A 23,492-nucleotide genomic window follows, 5' to 3' on the forward strand; every position below is an offset into this window, starting at 1 on the left:
GTCGAAGCGGCGGCCGTCAGCGCCGTCGTTGCCGGCATGCCGGATCCGGCGGTGCTGCTCGACCGCGCCGGCCGCGTCATCCATCTCAACGCCGCCGCCGCCCAGCTCGCGCCGGCGCTGCGCAAGAACGAGCTCGCCCAGTTCGCGTTGCGCTCGCCCGAAATCATCACCGCGTTGCGCGAGGCGATTGCGACCACGGAACCACGCCGCACCACCTATCTCGACCATGTGCCGGTCGATCGCTGGATGGAACTGATCATCACGCCGGTGCCGGTGCCGACCCTGTTCGGCGGCACCGACAAATGCATGCTGATGACGTTCCACGACCAGACGCCACTGCGCCGGGTCGAGGAAATGCGCGCCGACTTCGTCGCCAATGCCAGCCATGAGCTGCGCACGCCGCTCGCGGCCTTGTCGGGCTTCATCGATACGCTGCAAGGCCCGGCCAGGGACGATGCCAAGGCGCGCGAGCGCTTTCTCGGCATCATGCATATCCAGGCGACGCGGATGGCGCGGCTGATCGACGACCTGTTGTCGCTGTCGCGGGTCGAATTGTCGGCTCACGTTCGCCCCGATACCTCGGTCGATATCGTGCCGATCATCCGCCAGGTCGCGGACGGGCTGGAGCCGCTGGCGCGCGAACGGCAGGTCGCGATCGAGATCGACCTGCCCGAGATGCCGGTGACGATCGCGGGCGATCGCGAGGAGTTGCTGCGGCTGTTCGAGAACCTGATCGAGAACGCCCTGAAATACGGCGCCTCCGGCGGCCGGGTCATCGTCTCCCTGAGCCGGACCGCCTCCAGCGAAGGCGCGCCGGAAGTCCGGGTGATGGTGCGCGATTTCGGCCCCGGCATCGCCCCGGAACACCTCCCGCGCCTGACCGAAAGGTTTTATCGGGTGGATGTCGGCGACAGCCGCGCCCAGGGCGGGACGGGGCTCGGTCTATCCCTGGTGAAACATATTCTTAACCGTCATCGCGGCCGGCTGTTGATCGAAAGCGTGCCCAAAAATGGCGCGACTTTTACCGCCTGTTTTCCCCAGACCAAGACCCCGATACCAGCTCAAAGCTGAGTGATTTCAGTCGTATAACGCTGTCATCCAACTGTCATCAAACCTTCGTAAAAGCAGCATTGACCGCTCCTAAACGGACCGCGTGAGCGCGATCGGAGATGATCGAGCGCCCCGCTCAAAATGGAGAAAGCCAGTGAATTTCCTCAAAACGCTCGTTGCTGCCGGCCTTGTGGCCGCTTCGACTCTGCCCGTCCGCGCCTTGGACATTTCCGGCGCGGGCGCAACGTTCCCGTACCCGATCTACGCCAAATGGGCCGATGCCTATAAGAAAGAAACCGGCAACGGCATGAACTATCAGTCGATTGGTTCCGGCGGCGGGATTAAGCAAATCCAGTCCAAAACCGTCACCTTCGGTGCTTCCGACATGCCGCTAAAGCCGGAAGAGCTGGCCAAGTCAGGACTGGTTCAGTTTCCGACGGTCGTCGGCGGAGACGTCCCGGTGGTCAATCTCGAAGGTGTGAAGTCTGGCGATCTCAAGCTCGACGGCGCGACCTTGGCGAAGATCTTCCTTGGCGAGATCAAATCATGGGATGATGAGGCGATCGCCAAGCTCAATCCCTCGGCCAGGCTCCCCAAGCAGGCGATCGTCGTCGTCCACCGTTCCGACGGGTCAGGCACGACGTTCATCTGGACCGACTATCTCTCGAAGGTCAGTGCCGACTGGAAGTCGAAGGTTGGCGCAAATACCTCGGTTGAGTGGCCGGCGGGCATCGGCGCAAAGGGCAACGAAGGCGTTGCCAACAACGTCGCGAACACCAAGGGCGCAATCGGATACGTCGAATTCGCCTATGCCAAGCAGAACAAGATGGCCTCGGTCAACATGATCAACAAGGACGGAAAAGCCATTGAACCGAGCGCGGCAGCGTTTCAGGCCGCGGCGGCAAGCGCCGATTGGGAAAAGGCGGACCACTACCACGTTATCCTGACAGATCAGCCGGGTGCTGCATCCTGGCCGATCGCTGGCGCCACCTTTATCCTGATCCACACGCAACCCCAGGATCCGGCGGCGGCCGCCGAAGCGCTGAAGTTCTTCGCATGGGCCTACAAGAAGGGCGACAAGATGGCCGAGGAACTCGACTACGTTCCGATGCCCGACAAGGTCGTAACCTCGATCCAGAAAATGTGGTCGTCCGAAATCAAGGATGCCAGTGGCAAGCCTCTGTTTGTCGCGGCGAACTGATGTGAATGAACGCGGGGAAGCGTTTGCGTCCCCGCGTTCGTTCTCGGAAGCTGTATTTCCGGACACACCTGATCTCTGTTGAGTACACCAAGAGGTGGCGCCATGGTCGATGCTACGTGGCAGGGGACTGGTTTGGCTGCGCAGGATATTGAAGAGCGGGCGCGGGTCCTGAACAGGCTCAGGATCGGTGATATTCTCTTTCACCAAATTACGAAAACCGCGGCGATTTTCGTTCTGGTCGTTCTGGGCGGCGTCATCGTCTCGCTCTTCCTTGGAGCGATGCCAGCCTTCAGCGAATTTGGGTTCAGCTTCATCACCGCACAGAGCTGGAACCCCGTCACTGAAAAGTTCGGAGCACTCGCGCCGATCTACGGCACGATAGTCACATCCTTGATCGCTATGCTGATCGCGGTGCCGTTTGGGCTCATGATCGCAATGTTTCTTACCGAGCTTTGTCCGATGTGGTTGCGCCGTCCAATCGGTATCGCCATCGAATTGCTGGCCGGCATCCCCAGTATCATCTACGGAATTTGGGGCCTGTTCGTATTTGCCCCCTTCTTGCAGCAATATGTGCAGCCGCCGGTGATCGCAGCTTTCGAAAACGTACCGGTACTTTCCACGCTGTTCGCGGGTCCTCCTTTCGGCATCGGGATCCTGACTGCGAGTCTCATTCTGGCCATCATGGTGTTGCCGTTCATTACCTCGATTTCGCGCGACGTTTTCGATGCAGTTCCACCGGTGCTGAAGGAAGCGGCATATGGGCTCGGTTGGACCCAATGGGAAGTCTGGCGTTATGTTGTGCTCCCTTATACGCGCATCGGCGTCATTGGCGGCGTGATGCTGGGCCTCGGGCGTGCACTCGGCGAAACGATGGCAGTCACTTTCGTGATTGGAAACGCGCACAGGATTACGGCGTCCCTGCTTGCGCCCGGTACGACGATATCGGCGACGATTGCAAACGAATTCACCGAGGCCGTCGGCGATCTCTATACATCATCTCTGATTGCACTCGGTCTCATTCTCTTCGTCATTACCTTCATTGTTCTTGCGGTAGCGCGGTATTTACTGCTGCGCATCGAGCGGAGGGTGGGCTGATGGACGCCTCAATTTATGCCTGGCGTCGTCGCCGCAATGTACTCGCTTCCGCCGCGTCCTATGGGGCCACGTTTGTTGGCCTCAGCTGGTTGGCGTTGATCCTTGGAGTATTATTTTGGCAAGGGTTTAGCGGCCTGTCGCTTCGTGTCTTTACCGAAATGACCCCCCCGCCGGGAGCAGTGGGTGGGCTACTCAACGCTATCGTCGGCAGCCTGATCATGACGGCGTTGGCTCTGGTGATCGGTGCACCGATCGGCGTCCTCGCGGGAACCTACATGGCTGAGTATGGCCGGCACAGCCGGCTGACCAGCATCGTTCGCTTCATCAATGACATCCTGCTCAGCGCGCCGTCGATTGTGGTCGGACTTTTCATCTATGAGGTGATGGTTCGTCCGATGGGGCATTTCTCGGGGATGGCGGGTGCCGTCGTGCTGGGCGTTCTGGTGATCCCCGTGATGGTTCGCACCACCGAAGATATGCTGACGCTTGTGCCGGATACCTTGCGGGAGGCGGCGGCCTCGATAGGATTGCCTCGATCGCTGATGATCGCACAAATCGCTTACCGCGCGGCGAGAGCCGGCATCGTTACGGGTCTCCTGCTTGCTGTCGCTCGCATCAGCGGCGAAACCGCGCCACTGTTGTTTACCGCGCTCAATAACCAATTTTATAGCACGAATCTCAATGCGCCGATGGCGAGTTTGCCGTCTGTCATTTTTCAGTTTGCGCTAAGTCCCTACAAGGACTGGCAGGATCTGGCCTGGACGGGAGCGCTCATCATTACGCTTGCAGTCCTTGCAATGAGCATCATGGCCCGCGCGCTGACAGCAACGAGGAAAGCATCATGAACATGGCAACGGCTACGCCGGCGCCTTTCGCTGCGCCGCATTTGACGGATGGCTCTGTGCTCAAGACCAAGATAGCCATTCGAAACCTGGACTTCTATTACGGGGAGTCCAAGGCGCTCAAGGGCATCAGCCTTTCGCTCTATGCGAACATGGCCACGGCCTTCATCGGCCCGTCAGGCTGCGGAAAGTCGACGCTGCTTCGTGTTCTCAATCGAATGTACGATCTTTATCCTGGCCAGCGTGCCGAGGGTCAGGTGCTCTTCGATGGCAAAGACATTCTCGAACCCGGGCTGGATCTGAACTTGCTGAGGGCCAGAATCGGAATGGTGTTCCAAAAGCCAACGCCATTTCCGATGACGATCTATGAAAATATAGCCTTCGGAATCCGTCTTTATGAAAAACTTCCCAAGAGCGAATTGGACGGCCGGGTTGAACAGGCCCTTCAGCGCGGTGCTTTGTGGGCCGAGGTCAAGGACAAGCTGAACGCAAATGGTCTCAGCCTCTCGGGCGGCCAGCAACAACGCCTGTGCATCGCTCGCACGGTCGCGGTGCGGCCAGAAGTGATCCTGTTCGACGAACCATGCTCGGCGCTCGACCCGATTTCGACTGCCAAGATCGAGGAGTTGATCGACGAATTGAAAACTGATTACACGATCGTAATCGTCACCCATAACATGCAGCAGGCCGCCCGCGTTTCCGACAAGACCGCCTTCATGTATCTCGGCGAACTGATCGAGTTCGACGATACCAACAAGATTTTCACCTCGCCGAGCGATCGACGCACCCAGGACTACATCACCGGCCGGTTCGGCTGAGGAGATCAAGCATGGCTTCTGAGCATACCGCCAAGGCGTTCGACAGCGACCTGCAGGAATTGACCCGGCTGGTCGCGGAGATGGGCGGTCTCGTCGAACGCATGATTACCGAGTCGGTCGATGCGCTGGTCCGGCGCGATATCGCGCTCGGCAAGCGCGTCGTCACCGCCGATATCGAAGTCGACAGCCTGCAGCACGTGATCGAGGAGCGCGCGGTATTGACCATCGCGCGGCGCCAGCCGATGGCGGTCGACCTGCGCGAAATCGTCGGCGCCATGCGCGTCGCCATCGATCTGGAGCGGATCGGCGACCTCGCCAAGAACATGGGCAAGCGCGTCGCGGCGCTGGAGAGCGATTTTCGTCCGCTGAAGCTGATCCGCGGGTTCGAGCACATGACCGACCTGGTGCAGTCGCAGGTCAAGTCGGTGCTCGATGCCTACGCGGCGCACGATCTGCCGGCGGCGATGAAGGTCTGGAAGGGCGACGAGGAAGTCGACGCCATCTGCACCTCGCTGTTTCGCGAACTCCTGACCTACATGATGGAGGACCCGCGCAACATCTCGTTCTGCATCCACCTGATGTTCTGTGCCAAGAACATCGAACGGATCGGCGACCACGCGACCAATATCGCCGAAACCGTGTTCTACATGATCGAGGGCCAGCAGATCATGGACAAGCGTCCGAAGGGCGACGTGACCGATTTTGCGACCACCGTACCCGGTAACTGAAACCGCGTTTTCGTGCGAAAGTCCGTCCCGGACTTGATCCGGGGTGGAACCCGGTTCGCGTGAAGAGAACAGGTCGAAACCAAGGAGAAGATTACGCAATGAGCGCGCGCATTCTGGTGGTGGAGGACGAGGAAGCGCTGACCACGCTGTTGCGCTACAATCTCGACGCCGAAGGCTACGAGGTCGAAACCGTGGGTCGCGGCGATGACGCCGACACCAGGTTGAAGGAGCGCATTCCCGACCTGATCGTGCTGGACTGGATGCTGCCGGGCCTGTCCGGTATCGAGTTGTGCCGGCGCCTGCGCGCGCGGCCGGAGACCAGGCAGTTGCCGATCATCATGCTGACCGCGCGCGGCGAGGAAAGCGAACGCGTGCGGGGCCTTGCGACCGGCGCCGACGACTATATCGTCAAGCCGTTCTCGGTGCCGGAATTGCTGGCGCGGGTGAAGGGCCTGTTGCGGCGCGCGAGCCCGGAGCGCCTCGCCACCGTGCTGACCTATGGCGATATCGAACTCGACCGCGAAAAGCGCCGCGTTGCCCGCTCGGGCCGTCCGATCGATCTCGGCCCGACCGAATATCGGCTGCTGGAGTTTTTCCTCGAGCATCCCGGCCGGGTGTTCAGCCGCGAGCAGTTGCTCGACAGCGTCTGGGGCCGCGACATCTATATCGACGAGCGCACCGTCGACGTGCATATCGGCCGCCTGCGCAAACTGCTCAATCCCGGCCGCGAGCAGGATCCGATCCGCACCGTGCGTGGCGCCGGCTATGCGCTGGATGACCGGTTCGCGAAGGCCGGGTAGAAACTCTCCACTCGTCGTCCCCGCGAACGCGGGGACCCATAACCACAAATATTGATTTTCGAAATGAGCTGGAGCCCCAGCTCGGCATAACCACGAGCACCTGTGGTTATGGGTCCCTGCGTTCGCAGGGACGACAGCGTTTGGATGTCGTACCTTACCTCGTCGGCTTCGGCGGCTGGCGGCGGCGATCGGCGGCGGGCTGGTAGGCGACGCGCGAGTGATGGGCGCAATAGGGCAGGCTGGTGAGCGCCTTGCCGCCGCAGAAGAAGAAGTCCGGACTGGAGGGATCGCCGACCGGCCAGTGGCAGGTGGCCTCGTTCAGTTCGAGCAGCGACAGCCGCTGGCTCATCGGCACTACATTGTCATAGGCGATCGGATCGGGCTCCATCTCCACTTCAAAGGCGTGGGCGAGCGCGGTGTTGCCGCGCGAGGCCGGACGCGCCACCCGCATCATGTGCTGGGCGGGGCGGGCCTTGCGCGGACGCGGGGCCGCCGAGGAGGGGCTCTTGGCGCGGCCGGACAGGCCCAGCCGGTGAACCTTGCCGATCACGGCATTTCGCGTCACACTTCCGAGTTCGGCGGCGATCTGGCTGGCTGAATGCCCGGCCTCCCAGAGTTTCTTCAATTGCTCGACGCGATCGTCGGACCAGGTCAATACCGTCATCGCATTGTTCCCTTCGCGTCGCGCCGGCCAGTCCTGGGCGGCGCTGCGATGCCAAATCTGTCAAAAATCCCTGCGGGCGGAATCCCTTAACCCTCGCCGAACGCCAATGGCGCGCCCGAACGTTTACGCCGAACCGTGGGACTTAGAGGATCGCAACCGCCGCACGAGATGTCGTACCCGACAGCCCAAACGCTACAATATGGCGTGACTCCCGCGCAAGAGTCCGCATCAGTGCGTCCACATGTTCCGACATCCAGGCATTGCAAGGAGTTTTCCACTGCACCGGAAACTTACGGATTGCCTTAATCTCGCAGTGCAGGAAGGCCGCTTCGTGGCGAGTTGACAGTTATCGCCGCCAGCATAGAATGCCGATCACGTGCCGCCCTGAAAAGGCGGCACGTTTTGTTTTCCGAGACTTTAGCTTCCACGAGATCCGGCCGATGCTGCGCCCCGCGCCAATGCAGGCACCGCGGCCAATCTCAAACCTTCAGTGATGGCCATGACCAATAGCGCCACGTCGCATCTGCTTCCTGTTTTCGCCAGGGTCGATCTCGGCTTCGAGCGCGGTGAAGGCGCGTGGCTGATCTCGACCACCGGCGAGCGTTATCTCGACTTCACCTCCGGCGTCGCCGTCAATGCGCTCGGCCATTGCCATCCGCATCTGGTCGCAGCCCTGCAGGCGCAGGCGACAAAACTGTGGCACATGTCCAACCTGTTCAAGAGCCCCGATGGCGAGCGGCTGGCGGCGCGGCTGTGCGAACAGAGCTTCGCCGATTTCGTGTTCTTCGCCAATTCCGGCGCCGAGGCGATGGAAGCCGCGATCAAGATCACGCGGCGATATCACGCCGCCAAGGGCCATCCGGAGCGTTTTCGCCTCGTCACCTTCGAGGGCGCGTTCCACGGCCGCACGCTGGCGACGCTGGCCGCGACCGGCTCGGCCAAATATCTCGAAGGCTTTGGGCCGCCGCTGGACGGCTTCGACCAGGTGCCGCATGGCGATCTCGAGGCCGTCAGACGCGCGATCGGGCCGCACACCGCGGGCATCCTGATCGAGCCGGTGCAGGGCGAAGGCGGCGTCCGATCGGCGCCGCATGCGTTCTTCAGGGCGTTGCGGCAATTGTGCGACGACCATGGCTTGCTGCTTGTGTTCGACGAGGTGCAGACCGGCATCGGCCGCACCGGCGATCTTTTTGCCTATAGGCGCCTTGGCGTCACCCCGGACGTGATGTCGCTGGCGAAAGCGCTCGGCGGCGGCTTTCCGATCGGCGCGTGTCTCGCAACCGCGGCGGCGGCTTCCGGCATGACGCCGGGTTCGCACGGCTCGACCTTCGGCGGCAATCCGCTGGCGGTCGCCGCCGCCAACGCCGTGCTCGACGTCATGCTCAAGCCCGGCTTTTTCGATCACGTGCAGAAGATGTCGCTGCTCCTGAAGCAGAAGCTGGCCTCGGTGGTCGATCGCTATCCCGCCGTGCTTTCGGAAGTGCGCGGCGAGGGACTGTTGGTCGGCGTCAAGGCCGTGCTGCCCTCCGGCGATCTCGTCACGGCGCTGCGCGACCAGAAATTGCTCACGGTCGGCGCCGGCGACAATGTGGTTCGGTTCCTGCCGCCCTTGATCGTCACCGAAGCCGAGATCGAGCATTCCGTGGCCTGCCTCGAGCGCGCCTGCGACGCGTTGTCCACCGACCGGTTGAAGAAGGCGGCGGGGTGATGAGCAAGGCGCTGCGTCATTTCCTCGACATCAGCGAGCTGCCGCAAAACGAGCTGCGCAACATGCTGGCCCTGAGCGTCGCCATGAAGGCGAAGCTGAAGGCGCATGAGAAGGGCGGCAAGCCGCTCGAGGGCAAGACGCTGGCGATGATTTTTGAGCGGCCTTCGACCCGCACGCGGGTGTCGTTCGACGTCGGCATGCGCCAGCTCGGCGGTGAGTCGATCATGCTGACCGGCGCGGAAATGCAGCTCGGCCGCGGCGAGACCATCGCCGACACCGCGCGCGTGCTGTCGCGCTACGTCGACGCCATCATGATCCGCATCCTCAACCACGATGCGCTGCTGGAGCTTGCCGCCCACGCCACCGTGCCCGTGATCAACGGGCTGACGCGGCGCTCGCATCCCTGCCAGGTGATGGCGGACCTGATGACGTTCGAGGAGCATCGCGGGCCGATCCAGGGCCGCATTGTTGCCTGGACCGGCGACGACAACAACGTGCTGGCATCCTGGGCGCATGCGGCCGAGCGGTTCAAATTCACCCTCAACGTCGCCACCCCGCCGCAGCTCGCGCCGAACAGGACGATGAAGGAGTGGATCAAGGCGACGCAGGCGCCGATCGTGCTCGGCGCCGATCCGGAAGCCGCCGTGCGCGGCGCCGATTGCGTCGTCACCGACACCTGGGTGTCGATGGGCGACAAGGATGGCGAGCACCGGCACAACGTGCTGAAACCCTATCAGGTCAACGCCAAGCTGATGGCGCTGGCGAAGCCCGATGCGCTGTTCATGCATTGCCTGCCCGCCCATCGCGGCGAGGAGGTCACCGATGAAGTCATTGACGGCCCGCAATCGGTGGTGTTCGACGAGGCCGAAAATCGCCTGCACGCGCAAAAGGGCATTTTGGCCTGGTGTTTTGACGCGGCGGGGTAGACCTCGATATCACCGTCGTCCCGGCGAATGCCGGGACTCATACCGCGAGGTATTTCTGTTTTGTGCGATGGTGGATACTCTTCGTGACAATGAATGCCGGTAGTTGTGGGTCCCGGCGTTCCGCCGGGACGACGGAGAATGTGTGCCCCTTTCGATTTCCACCTTCCGACCCCAGATAGAGTGCCATGGTTTCACAATTCCCCGACATGAAAATCACCGCCAAGGCGCCGATCCGCGCGCCGTCGGCCATTCCCGTCGATGACGCCGTGCTGCCGTTCGAGGTCGACGCGCTCGATCTGCGCGGCCGGCTGACCCGGCTCGGCCCCGCGCTGGACGACGTCCTGACCAGGCACGATTATCCCCCTCCGGTCGGCAAGCTGCTCGGCGAGGCGATCGTGCTCACGACGCTGCTCGGCTCCTCCCTGAAATTCGACGGCCGCTTCATCCTGCAGACGCAGACCGACGGGCCGGTCTCGTTCATGATCGTGGACTTTCAGGCCCCGGACCGGTTGCGCGCCTATGCGCGCTACGATCTGAGCCGAATTCGCGACGGTCTTGAATCCGGCGCGCTGCTCGGCAAAGGCCATCTCGCCATGACCATCGACCAGGGCCCGGACATGAGCCGCTATCAGGGCCTGGTGGCGCTCGACGGCGGCAGCCTCGAGGACGCCGCCCATGAATATTTCCTGCGCTCGGAACAGATTCCGACCCGGGTGCGGCTTGCGGTCGGCGAGGAATGGCGCGGCGGCGACGGCCCGAGACATCGCTGGCGCGCCGGCGGCATGCTGCTGCAGTTCTTGCCGAAGGCGCCGGAGCGGGCGCGGCAGGCCGACCTGCATCCCGGCGACGCGCCGGAAGGCGCGGTCGCGCATGAGGTCAGGGAGGACGACGCCTGGGTCGAGGGCCAGTCGCTGATCCGAACGGTCGAGGACATCGAACTGATCGATCCGGATTTGTCGGGCGAGCGGCTGCTCTATCGCCTGTTTCACGAGCGCGGCGTGCGGGTGTTCGCGCCGCTGTCCCTGCACGCGCAATGCTCCTGCTCGCGCGATGCGGTCTCGTCGATGCTGAAAAGTTTTGCGCCGCAGGACCGCGCCGGGATGGTCAAGGACGGCAAGGTGGTCGTGACCTGCGAGTTCTGCTCGTCGGTCTATCAGTTCACGCCGGACGAGGCGGGGGTGGAGCAGGGGCAAGGTTGTGATGGGGAGGTGGAAGCATCGCCTGCTATGGATTCCGGTTTGGCTGACGACTGAACGGATCGAAGACCGCGACCCCGGTGGGCTCGAAATCCGATACGTTGCGCGTCACGACGGTGAGCCCGTGTTCCAGCGCGGTGGCGGCGATCATGAGATCGGCGCTGTCATTGCCGCGCGCGGCGCTCAGGGTGCCCCAACGCCGCGCCGTTCCCAGGTCGAACGGCACGACCCGCTCGCCATAGAGGGCCAGTACCCGGTCCAGCCAGGCTGCGAGCGCGCCGGAAAAGCCCGGATCAGCCGCGCGCTGCAGCGCAATGCCGCGCTCTATTTCACCAATGCTGATGACGCTGAGGAAAAGATCGGTCGTGCGCTGCCGTTCGAACCACGCCACGACCATCGGATCGCGCTCTCGCCGGCGCAGTTCGGATAGCGTGACGGTATCGATCAGGAACATCAGCGCTCAAGATCGCGCATCCGCACCATACGGCGCGGGAATTCGCCGTTATCCTGCGGCATGGCGAGCAGAACAGCGGCAAAGGATGGCGCCTGCGCGTGTTCCAGGCGCCGCATGCGCTCGTACTCCACCGCGTCCACCACGACGACCGCGGGCTTGCCGTGCTTGGTGACCATCTGCGGGGTGCGCCGCGCGGCCTCGACGACCTCGCTGAACCGGTTCTTGGCATCCTGTACTGACCAACTTCGCTTCGCCATTGGCTTGGTTCCACTAGCTAGAATTTCTAGCTAGAATAGGGCGACGATCGCCTGCCGTCAAGCCGTTCGAAGTCGTTCAAAGCCGACCGGGCCCTCTCCGCTCGGTTGCGCGCCCAGTTCTGCCCGTCGGTCTATCAATTCGCGCCGCACGAGGCGGGGGTGGAGCAGGGGATGGTGCATGTCCGGCTATCGCAGTCGGCCTTGCGCGGACCGCCCGATCTTCTCCGCGCTGCCGGGTCGCCGATTACTTGACAAAGCTGAGGTAGGAGGCGAGAGCCTCGATTTCGTTCGGGCCCAACGCGCGCGCGACCAAAGGCATCGGAGATGCGGTGCCCGAATGATATCCCTGACCCCACTGCTCGAGCCGGCCTTTCAGGTAAGAATAGGCCATGCCTCCGAGGCGAGGGATGTCCCTGATGCCCTCGGCGTTGGGGCCATGACAGGCATAGCAGGACGCGATATTGGCTTCCGGAATTCCGTCCAGATAGATCGTTCGCCCCTTGGCCGCGAGATTCCGATCGCCGTCATTGGCAGCCTTGGGAGCCAGCCCGGCAAAATAATTGGCCAGATCACGCGTTTCATGAGGACGCAGAGCACCTGCCGCTCCCCACATATATTGCTTCGAAAACGGATTGTCTCGCGTGTGTTCGGCAAAGCTGCGAAGCTGGCTCTCGATGTATTGCGCCCTCTGTCCGGCCAATCGCGGCGCGACCATGAAACCTTGTCCCGATGTTCCGTGGCACCAGGTGCAATTGCGAACGCCGGCGCTTTCTCCGTCGCCTGCCCAGGCCGGAAAGGTTGAGGCAACGATCGCCAGGATCGCTGTTGTTAACCCGATGCGCTTCATGACCTCACGCCTTCGCGCCTTATGCACTGGTCGGTGAAAAATGAAATCGACACGGCACTCACTGCAGGTAACTCACATAAGCGGCGACGGCTTCAACCTGCGACCTCGTCAGATTGTGCGCCGTCGGTGCCATGATCGCGGAAGTGTCAACCGCTGATCCCTGACCTCGCACCTTCTTCCAGCCCGTCAACTGGCCGACGGTATAGGCATAGAGCTGACCGGCCAGCCGCGGAATTTCATTTTGGCCCTTGCCTTCCATGCCGTGACAGGCCGAGCAAGCAGGAACGTTGGCTTCAGGGAGTCCTTCCTCGTAAATTCTTTGCCCGGTAGCTATCGATCCCCTCGGCGCTCCGCCAAAAGGTTTCGGATCGAGATTTCTGAAATGCGCGGCCAGGGCCGTCATCATCGACGGGCTGAGGACATGCGCAACATTGAACATGATCGGGTTCGTGCGCCTGCGTTCAATGAAGGCCCGCAACTGGGCTTCGATGTACTCGGGTTGCTGTCCCGCCAGTCGCGGCATTGGAAAATATCCAAGATATCCCTGCCCCGACAGCCCGTGACAGGTCTTGCAATATTCCAGCTTGGCCTGCAGGCCTTGCCTTGCGGGCGCGCCCCTATCCTGTGCGTGACCGGCCGCCGAGAACGCCACCGCCAGCATCGCTGTTTGCCATGCCAGCCGCAAACAGACGCGATTCATAGGCCGTCTCCGCGCCTACCGACTGACTCGATGCGCTCCATTTCATTGCAGCGACTTCGGGGCATCACCAGCCTGCCCCCCAGATGTGAAAGTTCAGCCCGGCCTTGACGACCTGGATGTTCTGCCTGACGTCGACATTGCCGAGCAAGACGTTGGTCGGATCTGACATCGCAATCGTGCTGTGGCCGAACTGATAATAATCGTATTCGATGCTGGCGGACCAATTGCGCGAGAACGCCCACTCCACGCCGCCGCCCGCCGTCCATCCGATGCGGTTTTCCAGCCCGACAAAGCCAAACGGAGTGCCGGCAAAGGAACCGGTGACATCGTATCGGTCACCCGCCAGGGCGGCGCCGCCCTTGGCGTAGAGCAGCACGTTGTCAAAAGCGTAACCGAGCCTCGCCGTCACCCCCGTCAGGAAATCTGTTTTGGCCCGCACCGATGCCGTATCGGGATTGCCGAGCGGGAGTCCAACCGTGCGGCTGCCCTTCATGGTCGAGCCGGAGGCGGCGCCTTCGACGCCGACCACCCAGGAGGAGGCGAACTGGTAGTCGCAGCCGATTTGCCCGCCGATCACGACGCCGGTCGGCGACGGACTGACGGTGGTGATCCCGGCCGTCGAGCCGAGGCCTTGGAACGAATCCTGTACCAGTTGTACGGGGTCGGTAATGTTCTTGTGAGCAAAGCCGCCGCCGAGATGGCCGCCGAGATAGCAGCCGGTCCAGTTGAAGCGCGCGGCGAACGGCGTCTCCGCCCGCAGCGGCAGGTCCGCGGCATGCGCGGGCGATGCGAAGGTCACGACCAGCGCCGCGGCGGTTGCGAAGGACAGCTTTTTCATCGGGTATTCTCCCTTAGGCGGACGTGCCCGCCTACATCGCAAACCACGCATGGAGGAACAGGGTGTTGTTGTCGTGGGCGCCGATCGTGGTGCCGTTGAACTTGTTGTAGTAGGTGTATTGCAGGCCGATGCGCGCGTTGAACCACGGCCAGCCGAACGCCTTGCTGGCTCCGAACGGGATATAGGCAAGCTCGGCCATCCAGCCGTTGCTGTTCGGCGTCAGCGCGTTGCCATTGATGTCGAGCCCGTACAAGGTCGGGTCGGCGGTGCCGCGGATATCGAAATATTGTCCGGTCAACACGACCCTGTTGTCCGCGCCATAGGCGAACGAAGCCTGCAGCTTCATGCTGTTAAGCTGGTTGGTCGGATTAGCCGTCGCAAAATTGGCGAAACTCGCGTCCAGCCGCTGAAACTCGCGAATATAGCTGCCGCGCAACGTCAGCCAGTAATTGTCGCCCTGAAATTGGTATTGCGTGTCGAAGCCGATGTCGGTGAACTTGTCCGACAGGGGAAACGTGGCGGTGGTTCCCGTCACGAAGCTTGGATCGAGCCACGGATGCACATCGAGGTACATTCCGAACGTGCCGACCATCAGCGAATGCCTGCCCCAATGCGGCTCGAGCGCCACGCGCCAATAGGGCGCCACGCCGCCGAACTGTCCGGGCCCATCGAACGGATTGATACCAAGCGCGTTCTGCTGGTTGAACCCGAGAGTTCGATACCCGGTCAGTTCGAGATAAAGCAGGTCATTGATCATCGCGTAGCCGCCGATGCCGCCGACGCGGGCGGCAAACGCACCCTCGATCATCGTGCTGGCGCCGGGCGTGGCCGCGAGCGACGATGCGGCGTAGGGGAAGGACCACGCCGGCGTGGTGTTCCACAGATCCTGAACGGTCGGATTGTTGTTCGCGGTAATGCCGTAGACGATGTCAAGCGGTCCGACGCGCGCGGTCCTGGCAAAGCGAACATCGGCATTGTCCCACGACCAGGTGTGCTTGAATTGGTCGGCCGGCGTGCCGGACAGGGCGGACAAAGGGTCTGGCGCGCTATAAGTCACCTGGGCGAACGCGCCGATGTTGTCGGTGAGGGCGCCGCCCCAGAACGCGCTGAACGGCGACAGCACCACATTGTCGTTTGCCTTGTAGGGATCCGTCGGCGGCGCAACGGTCGGTCCCTGCGTGTGCGTATAGCCGACGATGGCCATCATCGAGACCGGCGGGACGTATTCCCTGGTACCGCCGCTCGCCGGAGGATCAATCGCCTTCGCGTAGCCGCGCAATTTGTCGAGTTCCGCGCGCGCGTCGCTGCCGGCCTGGGACGAGAACGGCGTGGTGCGAAATTCGCCGCCGCCCGCGGTATAGCCGAGCAGCTTGAACCTTCGGCCGTACGGGGTAAGTGCCGGAAAATCGGTGTGGCAGGTGCCGCAGGGTTGCCCGGTCTGGCGGGCGAAACTCGGGAGCGCGTGCGCCGGCAGCGGCAGGCTCACCGCCAGAAGGCCAGCCAGCACCGCGACAAGCTCAACCGCAGCGAGGAGCCTGTGACTTCCAAGCGATTGCAGGAAACGACTGCAAACGGGTCCCATCGATCGCCATCCCATCTGCTCGCAATACGCCGCGCAAGAGCACGAGGAAGAACATAAGACGCTGCCGAGCTAAGTCGGAGCCGGCGAAGGCGACTGTTCAAAAAGGAACAGCAAATCGGATTTCGTCTGTGTGAGGCGTTTCGGCAACAAGGAATGAGCGTAGACAAAGCGAACGCTGCGCGCGACGTTTGTGGAGACGGCGGACGACTTGCTGGGCTTTTATCAACGGAGGGAGGTCATGAAGTTCAACGAACTGGGGCGGGCATTGCAAATAGCAGCCCTCATAGTCGGCTGCTCCGCGCCGGGTCACGCGGAGACCGGGAGCAAAGCCGATTTTTCAAGACCGGAACTGGAGGCCAAGCTCGCCTATTGCAAGACTTGCCATGGGCTGTCGGGCCAGGGCTTTCGTGGATCCTTTCCGATGCCGCGGCTTGCCGGGCAGCAACCGGAGTATCTCGAGAATCAGTTGCAGGCTTTTATCGAGCGAAGGCGGATGAATCCCGTGATGTTCAACGTCGCGCATGTGTTGAGCCCGTCGATGCTGACGGCGTTGGCGACGCATTTCAAAGACCTCAATCCGCGGCCGCTGGGGGGAGCGCCAAAGGAACTCGTCGCCGAGGGGAAGAAGATCTACGAGGAGGGCGTTCCCAGAGCCGAGGTTCCCGCATGCGCCAACTGTCACGGGCCAGGGGCCAAAGGCGCTGACGCATTTCCTCGTCTGGCAGGTCAACTGCATGACTACCTGTTCAGGAAACTGGTGAACTGGAGCAAGGAACGCGGCCAGGACAGGGCGAAGCCCGACAACTCGGAAATCATGGCACCGATCGCGCACAATCTGACGGAAGCACAGGTCAGGGCCGTCGCAGCCTATCTCAGTTATCTGGAGTGACGCTACAAAGGCAGTGACGCTACCAAGGCGGGCAACGCGGCAAGCAATGTTTGACCGCCAACAGGCTTGCAAGACCACGGAAGGTTTCGCCGCGCATGCGTAGCTGCGTCGTCTTCGCGAAGAAGCAAACACTGAGCAAAAACTAAAGTCCCAGGACGGAAAGCAATAGCGCGGTGCAGACCTCTATCCTGCCGCTGTGGCTATCGTAGCTGATGAATCCCTTTTCGCGGAACCTGTTCATGAAAGTACTGACCCGGCTTCGGGTTGCGCCAACCATTTCGGCCAGCTCATCCTGACTGAAGGTCAGCGCATGTGGCTTGTCAGCTTCCTGGCCGGAGGTTGCGAGCACCAGCAGAATTCGCGCCAGCCGTCGTTCGCTCGAATTGAGCAACTGATCGGTCAGGTCTTCTTCAAGCCGAGTGTTCCGCGATAACAGACGGGATACGAAAAAGGCAGAAAAGGCCGGTTCGGAGTTGAGCGTCGAAAGCATCGCCTCCTTTGTGATGAACGTAATCAGGCATTCTTCCAGCGCCACAGTCGTCGCGGTCCGCAACCTCGCATCGGCCAGGCTGGCTTCGCCGAAGAACTGCCCCGTTTGGTGAATCCCCACAATGGCTTCCCTGCCATGATCGGATAGCACCGTGGCCTTGACTCGCCCTTTTCGAAGGTAGCAAACCGTATCCGCGGGATCGCCTTGAACATAGATTTTCTGTTTCTTTTGAAATCTTTCCAGATTTTTTCCAGAGCCGGCTTCGGCAAGAAAAACATTGGGATCAAAGGGCGCTATTGAACCCCTGCCGTGCGATCGACCTGGCATACCGTTGTATCTATCCCTTTAGGCCGGCTTTGCGGCAACGCCGCGTGCAAAGTCGCAAACAACCGGACGATCTCATTTTCTTTTGGTTCTTACAAATGTCGCGGGTACCCGCCGACGCGCGTTGATCCAGATCAAGACGTGTTCTGATGATTGCAGAAGGCGCGACATCCTGGCCAAAACTCGCGCGGATCGTGCGGCGAGATCGCGCAGGCGTGTGTGAAACAGCGCTGATGTTTGAAAATCGAATCACTGCCCACCGTTTTCGCTGGCGGCACGCTGCGCTCTGTCCCGTCATTGCGAGCCACCGGGTCGCGCGAATGCGCGCCCGATGACAGGCTCCGCGAAGCAATCCATGGCGCCACATAAAGAACGAATGGATTGCGTCGTCGCTTCGCTCCTCGCAATGACGATGTTGCGCCGGTAACGCAAGACGCGCCAGTTCTGCGAGGCATGACGATTACATCGGTCCGGCGATGACGGCTTCGCCTAGTTCAGCACCCGCTTGCCATCCGGGCTGTCCAGCGAAAACGTCGGCACGTCGATCTCGAACCGTTCGCCGCTCGCGCTGACCATCTGATAGCGGCCGGACATGAAGCCCGATGCGGTCGGCAGCGGTACGCCTGAGGTGTACTCAAAACGCTCGCCGGGCGCGAGCACCGGCTGCTCGCCGACCACGCCCTCGCCGCGGACTTCCTGCCTGCGCCCGGTGGCGTCGGTGATGATCCAGTGCCGGGTCCGCAGCTGCACCGTCTCGGCGCCGGAATTGGTGATGACGATGGTATAGGACCAGAAATACTGGCGGTTCTCGGCCGAGGAACGTTCCGGCAGGAAGTTCGGCTCGACGGTCACTTCGATCTGGCGGGTAATGGCGCGGTACATGCGGGCGGTCTTGTTGAATCCTAAAGTTGCATCATATCGAAAAAGCCCGGCGGAACCAATCGCCGGGCCCTCCGCCGAACGTCCGTGGCCGCGGTCTTGCATCGTCGTTTCAACATAGTTCCATTCTAATTCGCAACCCCGCGCTCATGAAACCGTATCTTGCCCACAAGTCGCGCGCCGGTATGATCTTTTTTGATAGCGTTTGCCAGCGAATTGGATGCCGGTTCGCGTGAAGAAAATGCGTCAAGACCAGAGTCTTCGTGCTGGCGCGGAACTCCGCCTGCCCAAACGGTGCCTGATGACCTCGATTGCCGATCAAATTGCCGAACCGCCCCTTGGCCAGACGCCGCCCCTGACCGCGAAGGACGACGCGATCCCGCCCGCGATTTCCGCGCCCGCGATTTCGCTGCCGGTGGCCGGCGAGCGCGAGTTGCGATTGGATCTGTTTCGCGGGCTGGCCTTGTGGCTGATCTTCATCGACCATCTGCCGGCCAACATCCTGACCTGGTTCACGATCCGCAATTACGGCTTCAGCGACGCCACCGAGATCTTCATCTTCATCTCCGGCTACACCGCGGCGTTCGTCTATGGCCGCGCGATGCTGCAGGCGGGCTTCGTGGTGGCGAGCGCGCGCATCCTGCGCCGGGTCTGGCAGATCTATGTCGCGCATGTGTTCCTGTTCACGATCTTCCTGGCGGAGATTTCCTACGTCGCCACCAGTTTCGAGAACCCGCTCTATAGCGAAGAAATGGGCATCATGGATTTTCTCAAGCAGCCCGACGTCACCATCGTCCAGGCGCTGCTGCTGCGATTCCGCCCCGTCAACATGGATGTGCTGCCGCTCTATATCGTGCTGATGCTGTTCCTGCCGCTGATCCTGTGGCTGATGAAATGGAGGCCCGACGTCACGCTGGCGCTGTCGGCCGGGCTCTATGCCCTGACCTGGCATTTCGATCTCTATCTGACCGCCTATCCGAACGGCTTCTGGGCGTTCAATCCGTTCGCCTGGCAATTGCTGTTCGTATTCGGCGCGTGGTGCGCGCTCGGCGGCGCGCGGCGGATGTCGCGGATTCTGTCGTCGCCGGTCACGCTGTGGATTTGCTTCGCCTATCTGTTCGCGGCGTTCTGCGTCACGCTGACCTGGTATTTGCCGCAGCTCGGGCACATCGTGCCGCGCCGCATCGAGCAATGGATGTATCCGATCAACAAGACCGATCTGGACGTGCTGCGCTTCGCGCATTTCCTCGCGCTCGCCGCGGTCACCGTGCGCTTCCTGCCCAGGGATTGGTCGGGACTGAAATCGCCATGGCTGCGACCGTTGATCCTGTGCGGTCAGCATTCCCTCGAGATATTCTGCCTCGGCGTGTTCCTGGCGTTCGCGGGACATTTCGCGCTGGCCGAAATTTCCGGCAGCGCTGCGATGCACGCGCTGGTCAGTATTTGCGGAATCCTCATCATGTGTGGAATGGCGTGGGTGATTTCGTGGTACAAGAACTCCGCCGACAAAGGTGGCTCGCGAACAAAAAGCACCGGCGGCAATGCCGACATGGCGGGAGGGGATGCATGAGGTCCGGTTTCGGGACTGTGCTAGGCCTGACGCTGCTCGCGGGCTGTTTGACCGTGGAATCGGCGCGCGCCGAGGATACTGCCCCGCCCTGTGACGTTCCGGCCTACCTGCTGACGAGCGAGAGTTCGCTGCCGAAGGTCGCCGCGGCCATCAAGAGCCGCCAGCCGTTGAATGTGCTGGTCGTGGGCAGCCGCTCCTCCACCATCGCCTCGTCGGAATCGAGCGCCTATCCCGCCCGGTTGCGGGCGATCCTGAAGGAGAGGTTTCCGGCGGTACCGATCGACCTCTCCGTAGAACTACAGACATCGAAGACGGCCGAGGAAGTCGCCGCCACCCTCGTTAAGCTGGTGGAAGCAAAAAGGCCTACATTGGTGGTCTGGCAGACCGGAACCGTCGATGCTATTCGATCAATCGATCCCGACGATTTTCGAAGTGCGCTCGACGAAGGCGTCACTGCGCTGCAAAATGCCGGAACCGACGTCATCTTGATCAATCTGCAATATAGTCCGCGCACCGAAACAATGACTTCCGCGCCGCCATATCTCGATAATATACGCGTCGTGGCGCAGCAGCACGACGTTCCGCTGTTCGACCGGTTTACCATCATGCGTCACTGGAACGACGCCGGCGATTTCGATTTGTTCAGCACCACGCATGGCGTTGAACTGGCCAAACGTGTTCATGCCTGCCTCGGCCGCGCGCTGTCGAAATTTGTGATCGATGCCGCCCGCCTTGACCCGGCGCAGCAGAATTGAGGGAATTAGCGTTAATGAGTTGTCAGCGCCCTTTTTGCCGAAATGCATGGCTGGCGGGGTCCGCCGTCGCGGCATTGATGCTGCTGACGCCGGCATCGATTGTGCCCGCGCGCGCGCAGGCTGCGCCGTCCGGCCAGCAAGCGGCGCTACCTGAGAGTGCCAAGGCGGAAGCCGCCGCCAAATCCGAAGCCGCCAAACCGGCCGGGTCATCGGCGGGTGCGACGGGCGCGGGCAATGTCGCGGCTGCCGATGCCGCCAATCCGCAGCAGCCGAAGAGCCTCGCCACCAAGGCGATCGAGAAGGTGAAGGAGGTTGCGAAATCGGCCGGCGACATCTTCAGCCGCGTTCCCTGCCTGCCGCCGAAGGGCGGCGCGAAGTCGATGGGCTCGCTGCCGCGCGTTGCCGGCAAGCTGGCCGCCGGCGAGCCGGTGGTGATCATCGCGTTCGGCTCGTCCTCGACCTCCGGCTACGGCGCGACGGCGCTGGAATACACCTATCCCAACCGGCTCGCAGCGCAGTTGCACCGGCAATACCCGGCCGCCGATATCACCGTCATCAATCGCGGCCAGGGCGGCGAAGACGCGCCCGAAATGATGAAGCGGCTGCAACCCTCGGTGCTCGATATGCATCCGGATCTGGTGATCTGGCAGGTCGGCACCAACGCGGTGCTGCGCAACCTCGATCCGGCCGAGACCGTCAGGTTCGTCGAGGACGGCATCTCCCGCATCCAGGCGGCCGGCGCCGATCTGGTGCTGGTCGATCCGCAATATTCGCCGCGGGTCAACGAGCGCGCGGAAAGCGCGGGCAGGATGGTGAACCTGCTGTCCAGGGTCGCCGAACTGCGTCACGTCGGCATTTTCCCGCGCTTCGAGGTGATGCGCGACTGGCACGAGAGGCAGGCGATCCCGATTGACAATTTCGTGATCGCCGACGGCCTGCACATGAACGACTGGGGCTACGCCTGTTTCGCGCAATTGCTCGGCGACGACATCATCAAGTCGGTCGGCCAGATCAGGCTCGGCGTCAACGTGCCGTCGGACGTGTGGAAATATCGGCCGATGTGATTTCTGGCGAATAGGGAGTAGCGAATAGGGGTCGGTTCTGCTCGCCATTCGTCATTCGCTACCAAGCCTCACGCCTTCTCCAGCGCCGCCTCGAAATCCTCGATCAGATCGTCTGCGTGCTCCAGCCCCGCGGAGAATCGAACAAAACCCTCGCTGATGCCGAGTTCGGCGCGGGCTTCCGGCGTCAGGCGTTGATGCGTCGTGGTCGCCGGATGGGTGACGAGGCTCCTGGCATCGCCGAGATTGTTGGAGATCCGCGAAATGGTCAGCGCGTTGAGGCAGCGGAACGCGGCGGCCTTGCCGCCTCTGACCTCGAAGCCGATCAGTGTCGAGCCGGCGCGCATCTGCTTCTTCACGGTCGCGGCCTGCGGATGATCGGCGCGGCCGGGATAGATCAGCCGCGAGATCTTGGGATGTCCTGCCAGCGCGTCCGCCACTTTCGACGCCGTCTCGGTCTGCGCGCGAACGCGCACCGCCAGCGTCTCCAGTCCCTTCAGCAGCACCCACGCATTGAACGGCGACATCGACGGGCCGGTCTGGCGCATGAAATTATGGATGTGCTCGGCGATGAAGGCTTCCGACGCCAGGATGATGCCGCCGAGGCAACGGCCCTGGCCGTCGATGTGCTTGGTGGCGGAATACACCACCACGTCGGCGCCGAGCGCAAGCGGGCTCTGCCACATCGGCGTCGCAAACACATTGTCGACGATCAGCCGCGCGCCGCCCCGATGGGCGATCGCGCCGATCGCCGAGATGTCGAGCACGTCGAGCGTCGGATTGGTCGGGCTTTCCAGAAAGCAGGTCTTGGTGTTCGGCCGCATCGCCCGCTGCCACTGGTCGAGATCGAGGCCGTCGACCAGAGTGGACTGGATGCCGTAACGCGGCAGCAGATCTTCCACCACATAGCGGCACGAGCCGAACATCGCTTTCGCCGCCACCACATGGTCGCCGGCCTTCAGCGGCGCCAGCACGGCGGTCGTCACCGCCGCCATGCCGGTGGCGGTGGCGCGCGCGGCTTCGGCGCCTTCGAACTCGATCATGCGGCGCTCGAACATCGAGACGTTCGGATTGGAAAAGCGCGAGTAGAGAAAGCCGGGATCCTCGCCCTTGAACCGCGCCTCGCATTGCTCGGCGCTGTCGTAGATGAAACCCTGGGTCAGGAACAGCGCTTCGGACGTTTCGCCGAATTGCGAGCGCAGGCTGCCGGAATGCACCAGCCGGGTCTCGGGGCGATAGCGCAGGGTGGAATGAGCCTCAGACATGTGACCTCCATCGTGACCATCCAGCAAAATGGCCACAAAAAACCGGCCTGGAAAAATTCCACAGGCCGGGATCACAGATGTCCCCGGCCTGTTTAGCGACTTGTTTAACGTGGCTGCAAGCCGGCCGGCTCAAATCACCACGGGATAAGTCACGCTGATATTCCCTCGCGCCCTTTTCGTCAAGGCGGCCATCGGATAACCGGTAAAAGTCCATATTTTCAGCGTCTGGATGGCATCAAGGCCATCTCGAGGGACCACTCGTGCCGTTCACGCTGCCACCCGATGCCAACGGTATCCTGCCCGACCGCATGATCGCGGCGATGGCGGATGCGGGCCTGATCCTGCCGGCCTACCCTTTCGTCGAAAGCCAGATCCAGCCGGCGAGCCTCGACCTGCGCCTCGGCGACATCGCCTACCGGGTGCGCGCGAGTTTTCTCCCGGGTCCCGGCGCGACCGTGGCCGAACGCATCGACGAACTGAAGCTGCACGAGATCAATCTCGCCGACGGCGCGGTGCTGGAAACCAATTGCGTCTACATCGTGCCGCTGCTGGA

Annotated in this window: 25 protein-coding genes and 1 riboswitch; of the genes, 15 read left to right on the top strand and 10 right to left on the bottom strand. The window is 62.1% G+C overall.

Annotated elements, in window-relative coordinates; genetic code table 11:
- From WCE35_RS18940 to phoB, 7 genes are all read left to right on the top strand, one after another.
- Positions 1 to 1,071, top strand: a 1,071-nt coding sequence (locus WCE35_RS18940; RefSeq protein ID WP_424594857.1) for an ATP-binding protein, incomplete at its 5' end; no start/stop codon positions are given.
- A gap of 133 nt (positions 1,072 to 1,204) precedes the next feature.
- Positions 1,205 to 2,251, top strand: coding sequence for a phosphate ABC transporter substrate-binding protein PstS (gene pstS, locus WCE35_RS18945; RefSeq protein WP_424594858.1), 1,047 nt, complete (start codon positions 1,205 to 1,207; stop codon positions 2,249 to 2,251).
- 102 nt (positions 2,252 to 2,353) lie between these two features.
- Positions 2,354 to 3,346, top strand: a complete 993-nt coding sequence (gene pstC / locus WCE35_RS18950) for a phosphate ABC transporter permease subunit PstC (protein ID WP_424594859.1) — start codon at positions 2,354 to 2,356, stop codon at positions 3,344 to 3,346.
- Complete coding sequence (gene pstA, locus WCE35_RS18955) at positions 3,346 to 4,191, top strand: phosphate ABC transporter permease PstA (protein ID WP_424594860.1); 846 nt, start codon at positions 3,346 to 3,348, stop codon at positions 4,189 to 4,191. Before pstC ends, pstA begins: the two co-directional genes overlap by 1 nt.
- Entirely contained in the window at positions 4,188 to 5,006 is an 819-nt protein-coding gene (gene pstB / locus WCE35_RS18960; RefSeq protein ID WP_424594861.1) for a phosphate ABC transporter ATP-binding protein PstB, read from the top strand. The genes pstA and pstB overlap by 4 nt, the downstream gene beginning before the upstream one ends.
- Before the next feature lie 11 nt (positions 5,007 to 5,017).
- Positions 5,018 to 5,734, top strand: a complete 717-nt coding sequence (gene phoU / locus WCE35_RS18965; RefSeq protein WP_424594862.1) for a phosphate signaling complex protein PhoU — start codon at positions 5,018 to 5,020, stop codon at positions 5,732 to 5,734.
- 98 nt (positions 5,735 to 5,832) lie between these two features.
- On the top strand, positions 5,833 to 6,534 hold the full coding sequence (gene phoB, locus WCE35_RS18970) for a phosphate regulon transcriptional regulator PhoB (protein WP_424594863.1): 702 nt from the start codon (positions 5,833 to 5,835) through the stop codon (positions 6,532 to 6,534).
- A gap of 154 nt (positions 6,535 to 6,688) precedes the next feature.
- Here the strand turns inward: phoB and WCE35_RS18975 are convergent, their stop codons facing one another.
- On the bottom strand, positions 6,689 to 7,198 hold the full coding sequence (locus tag WCE35_RS18975) for a GcrA family cell cycle regulator (RefSeq protein ID WP_424594864.1): 510 nt from the start codon (positions 7,196 to 7,198) through the stop codon (positions 6,689 to 6,691).
- A gap of 499 nt (positions 7,199 to 7,697) precedes the next feature.
- Between WCE35_RS18975 and WCE35_RS18980 the strand changes: the two genes are divergently transcribed.
- From WCE35_RS18980 to WCE35_RS18990, 3 genes are all read left to right on the top strand, one after another.
- Positions 7,698 to 8,906 (top strand): aspartate aminotransferase family protein, encoded by a 1,209-nt coding sequence (locus tag WCE35_RS18980; protein WP_424594865.1) that lies wholly within the window; start codon positions 7,698 to 7,700, stop codon positions 8,904 to 8,906.
- Positions 8,906 to 9,832, top strand: a complete 927-nt coding sequence (gene argF / locus WCE35_RS18985) for an ornithine carbamoyltransferase (RefSeq protein ID WP_424594866.1) — start codon at positions 8,906 to 8,908, stop codon at positions 9,830 to 9,832. Before WCE35_RS18980 ends, argF begins: the two co-directional genes overlap by 1 nt.
- A 185-nt stretch (positions 9,833 to 10,017) precedes the next feature.
- Positions 10,018 to 11,085 (top strand): Hsp33 family molecular chaperone, encoded by a 1,068-nt coding sequence (locus WCE35_RS18990; protein WP_424594867.1) that lies wholly within the window; start codon positions 10,018 to 10,020, stop codon positions 11,083 to 11,085.
- Here the strand turns inward: WCE35_RS18990 and WCE35_RS18995 are convergent.
- From WCE35_RS18995 to WCE35_RS19020, 6 genes are all read right to left on the bottom strand, one after another.
- Positions 11,057 to 11,482, bottom strand: coding sequence for a type II toxin-antitoxin system VapC family toxin (locus WCE35_RS18995; protein ID WP_424594868.1), 426 nt, complete (start codon positions 11,480 to 11,482; stop codon positions 11,057 to 11,059). The two genes, WCE35_RS18990 and WCE35_RS18995, sit on opposite strands and share 29 nt — an antisense overlap.
- Complete coding sequence (locus WCE35_RS19000; RefSeq protein ID WP_424594869.1) at positions 11,482 to 11,739, bottom strand: type II toxin-antitoxin system Phd/YefM family antitoxin; 258 nt, start codon at positions 11,737 to 11,739, stop codon at positions 11,482 to 11,484. The genes WCE35_RS18995 and WCE35_RS19000 overlap by 1 nt, the downstream gene beginning before the upstream one ends.
- 244 nt (positions 11,740 to 11,983) lie before the next feature.
- Positions 11,984 to 12,586: a c-type cytochrome gene (locus WCE35_RS19005; RefSeq protein WP_424594870.1), complete on the bottom strand. Its 603-nt coding sequence runs from the start codon at positions 12,584 to 12,586 to the stop codon at positions 11,984 to 11,986.
- Between the two features lie 58 nt (positions 12,587 to 12,644).
- Entirely contained in the window at positions 12,645 to 13,247 is a 603-nt protein-coding gene (locus WCE35_RS19010) for a c-type cytochrome (RefSeq protein ID WP_424594871.1), read from the bottom strand.
- Positions 13,248 to 13,350: 103 nt separating this feature from the next.
- A complete protein-coding gene (locus WCE35_RS19015) occupies positions 13,351 to 14,124 on the bottom strand; it encodes an outer membrane protein (protein ID WP_424594872.1) in 774 nt (257 codons plus the stop codon).
- Between the two features lie 31 nt (positions 14,125 to 14,155).
- Entirely contained in the window at positions 14,156 to 15,631 is a 1,476-nt protein-coding gene (locus WCE35_RS19020; protein WP_424594873.1) for a cytochrome C, read from the bottom strand.
- Between the two features lie 313 nt (positions 15,632 to 15,944).
- Here WCE35_RS19020 and WCE35_RS19025 point away from each other — a divergent pair, with 313 nt between their 5' ends.
- Entirely contained in the window at positions 15,945 to 16,595 is a 651-nt protein-coding gene (locus WCE35_RS19025; protein WP_424594874.1) for a c-type cytochrome, read from the top strand.
- A 142-nt stretch (positions 16,596 to 16,737) separates the two neighbouring features.
- On the opposite strand, the gene WCE35_RS19030 is transcribed toward WCE35_RS19025, so the two are convergent.
- A complete protein-coding gene (locus WCE35_RS19030) occupies positions 16,738 to 17,412 on the bottom strand; it encodes a Crp/Fnr family transcriptional regulator (RefSeq protein WP_424594875.1) in 675 nt (224 codons plus the stop codon).
- Positions 17,413 to 17,898: 486 nt separating this feature from the next.
- Complete coding sequence (gene apaG / locus WCE35_RS19035) at positions 17,899 to 18,291, bottom strand: Co2+/Mg2+ efflux protein ApaG (RefSeq protein WP_424594876.1); 393 nt, start codon at positions 18,289 to 18,291, stop codon at positions 17,899 to 17,901.
- A 298-nt stretch (positions 18,292 to 18,589) separates the two neighbouring features.
- Between apaG and WCE35_RS19040 the strand changes: the two genes are divergently transcribed.
- The 3 genes from WCE35_RS19040 to WCE35_RS19050 are packed head-to-tail and all read left to right on the top strand — an operon-like array spanning position 18,590 to position 21,677.
- On the top strand, positions 18,590 to 19,858 hold the full coding sequence (locus tag WCE35_RS19040) for an OpgC domain-containing protein (protein ID WP_424594877.1): 1,269 nt from the start codon (positions 18,590 to 18,592) through the stop codon (positions 19,856 to 19,858).
- The gene (locus WCE35_RS19045; RefSeq protein ID WP_424594878.1) at positions 19,855 to 20,613 is read left to right on the top strand and encodes an SGNH/GDSL hydrolase family protein; all 759 of its coding nucleotides are present in this window, start codon (positions 19,855 to 19,857) and stop codon (positions 20,611 to 20,613) included. Before WCE35_RS19040 ends, WCE35_RS19045 begins: the two co-directional genes overlap by 4 nt.
- A gap of 14 nt (positions 20,614 to 20,627) precedes the next feature.
- The gene (locus tag WCE35_RS19050) at positions 20,628 to 21,677 is read left to right on the top strand and encodes an SGNH/GDSL hydrolase family protein (RefSeq protein WP_424594879.1); all 1,050 of its coding nucleotides are present in this window, start codon (positions 20,628 to 20,630) and stop codon (positions 21,675 to 21,677) included.
- A gap of 68 nt (positions 21,678 to 21,745) precedes the next feature.
- On the opposite strand, the gene WCE35_RS19055 is transcribed toward WCE35_RS19050, so the two are convergent.
- Positions 21,746 to 22,939, bottom strand: a complete 1,194-nt coding sequence (locus WCE35_RS19055; protein ID WP_424594880.1) for an O-succinylhomoserine sulfhydrylase — start codon at positions 22,937 to 22,939, stop codon at positions 21,746 to 21,748.
- A gap of 71 nt (positions 22,940 to 23,010) precedes the next feature.
- Positions 23,011 to 23,090: riboswitch (SAM riboswitch) on the bottom strand.
- 109 nt (positions 23,091 to 23,199) lie between these two features.
- Here WCE35_RS19055 and WCE35_RS19060 point away from each other — a divergent pair.
- On the top strand, positions 23,200 to 23,492 hold a 293-nt coding region (locus WCE35_RS19060), incomplete at its 3' end, for a 2'-deoxycytidine 5'-triphosphate deaminase domain-containing protein (RefSeq protein ID WP_424594881.1).

This window comes from Bradyrhizobium sp. (assembly GCF_049691595.1).
Classification (GTDB): Bacteria; Pseudomonadota; Alphaproteobacteria; order Rhizobiales; family Xanthobacteraceae; genus Bradyrhizobium.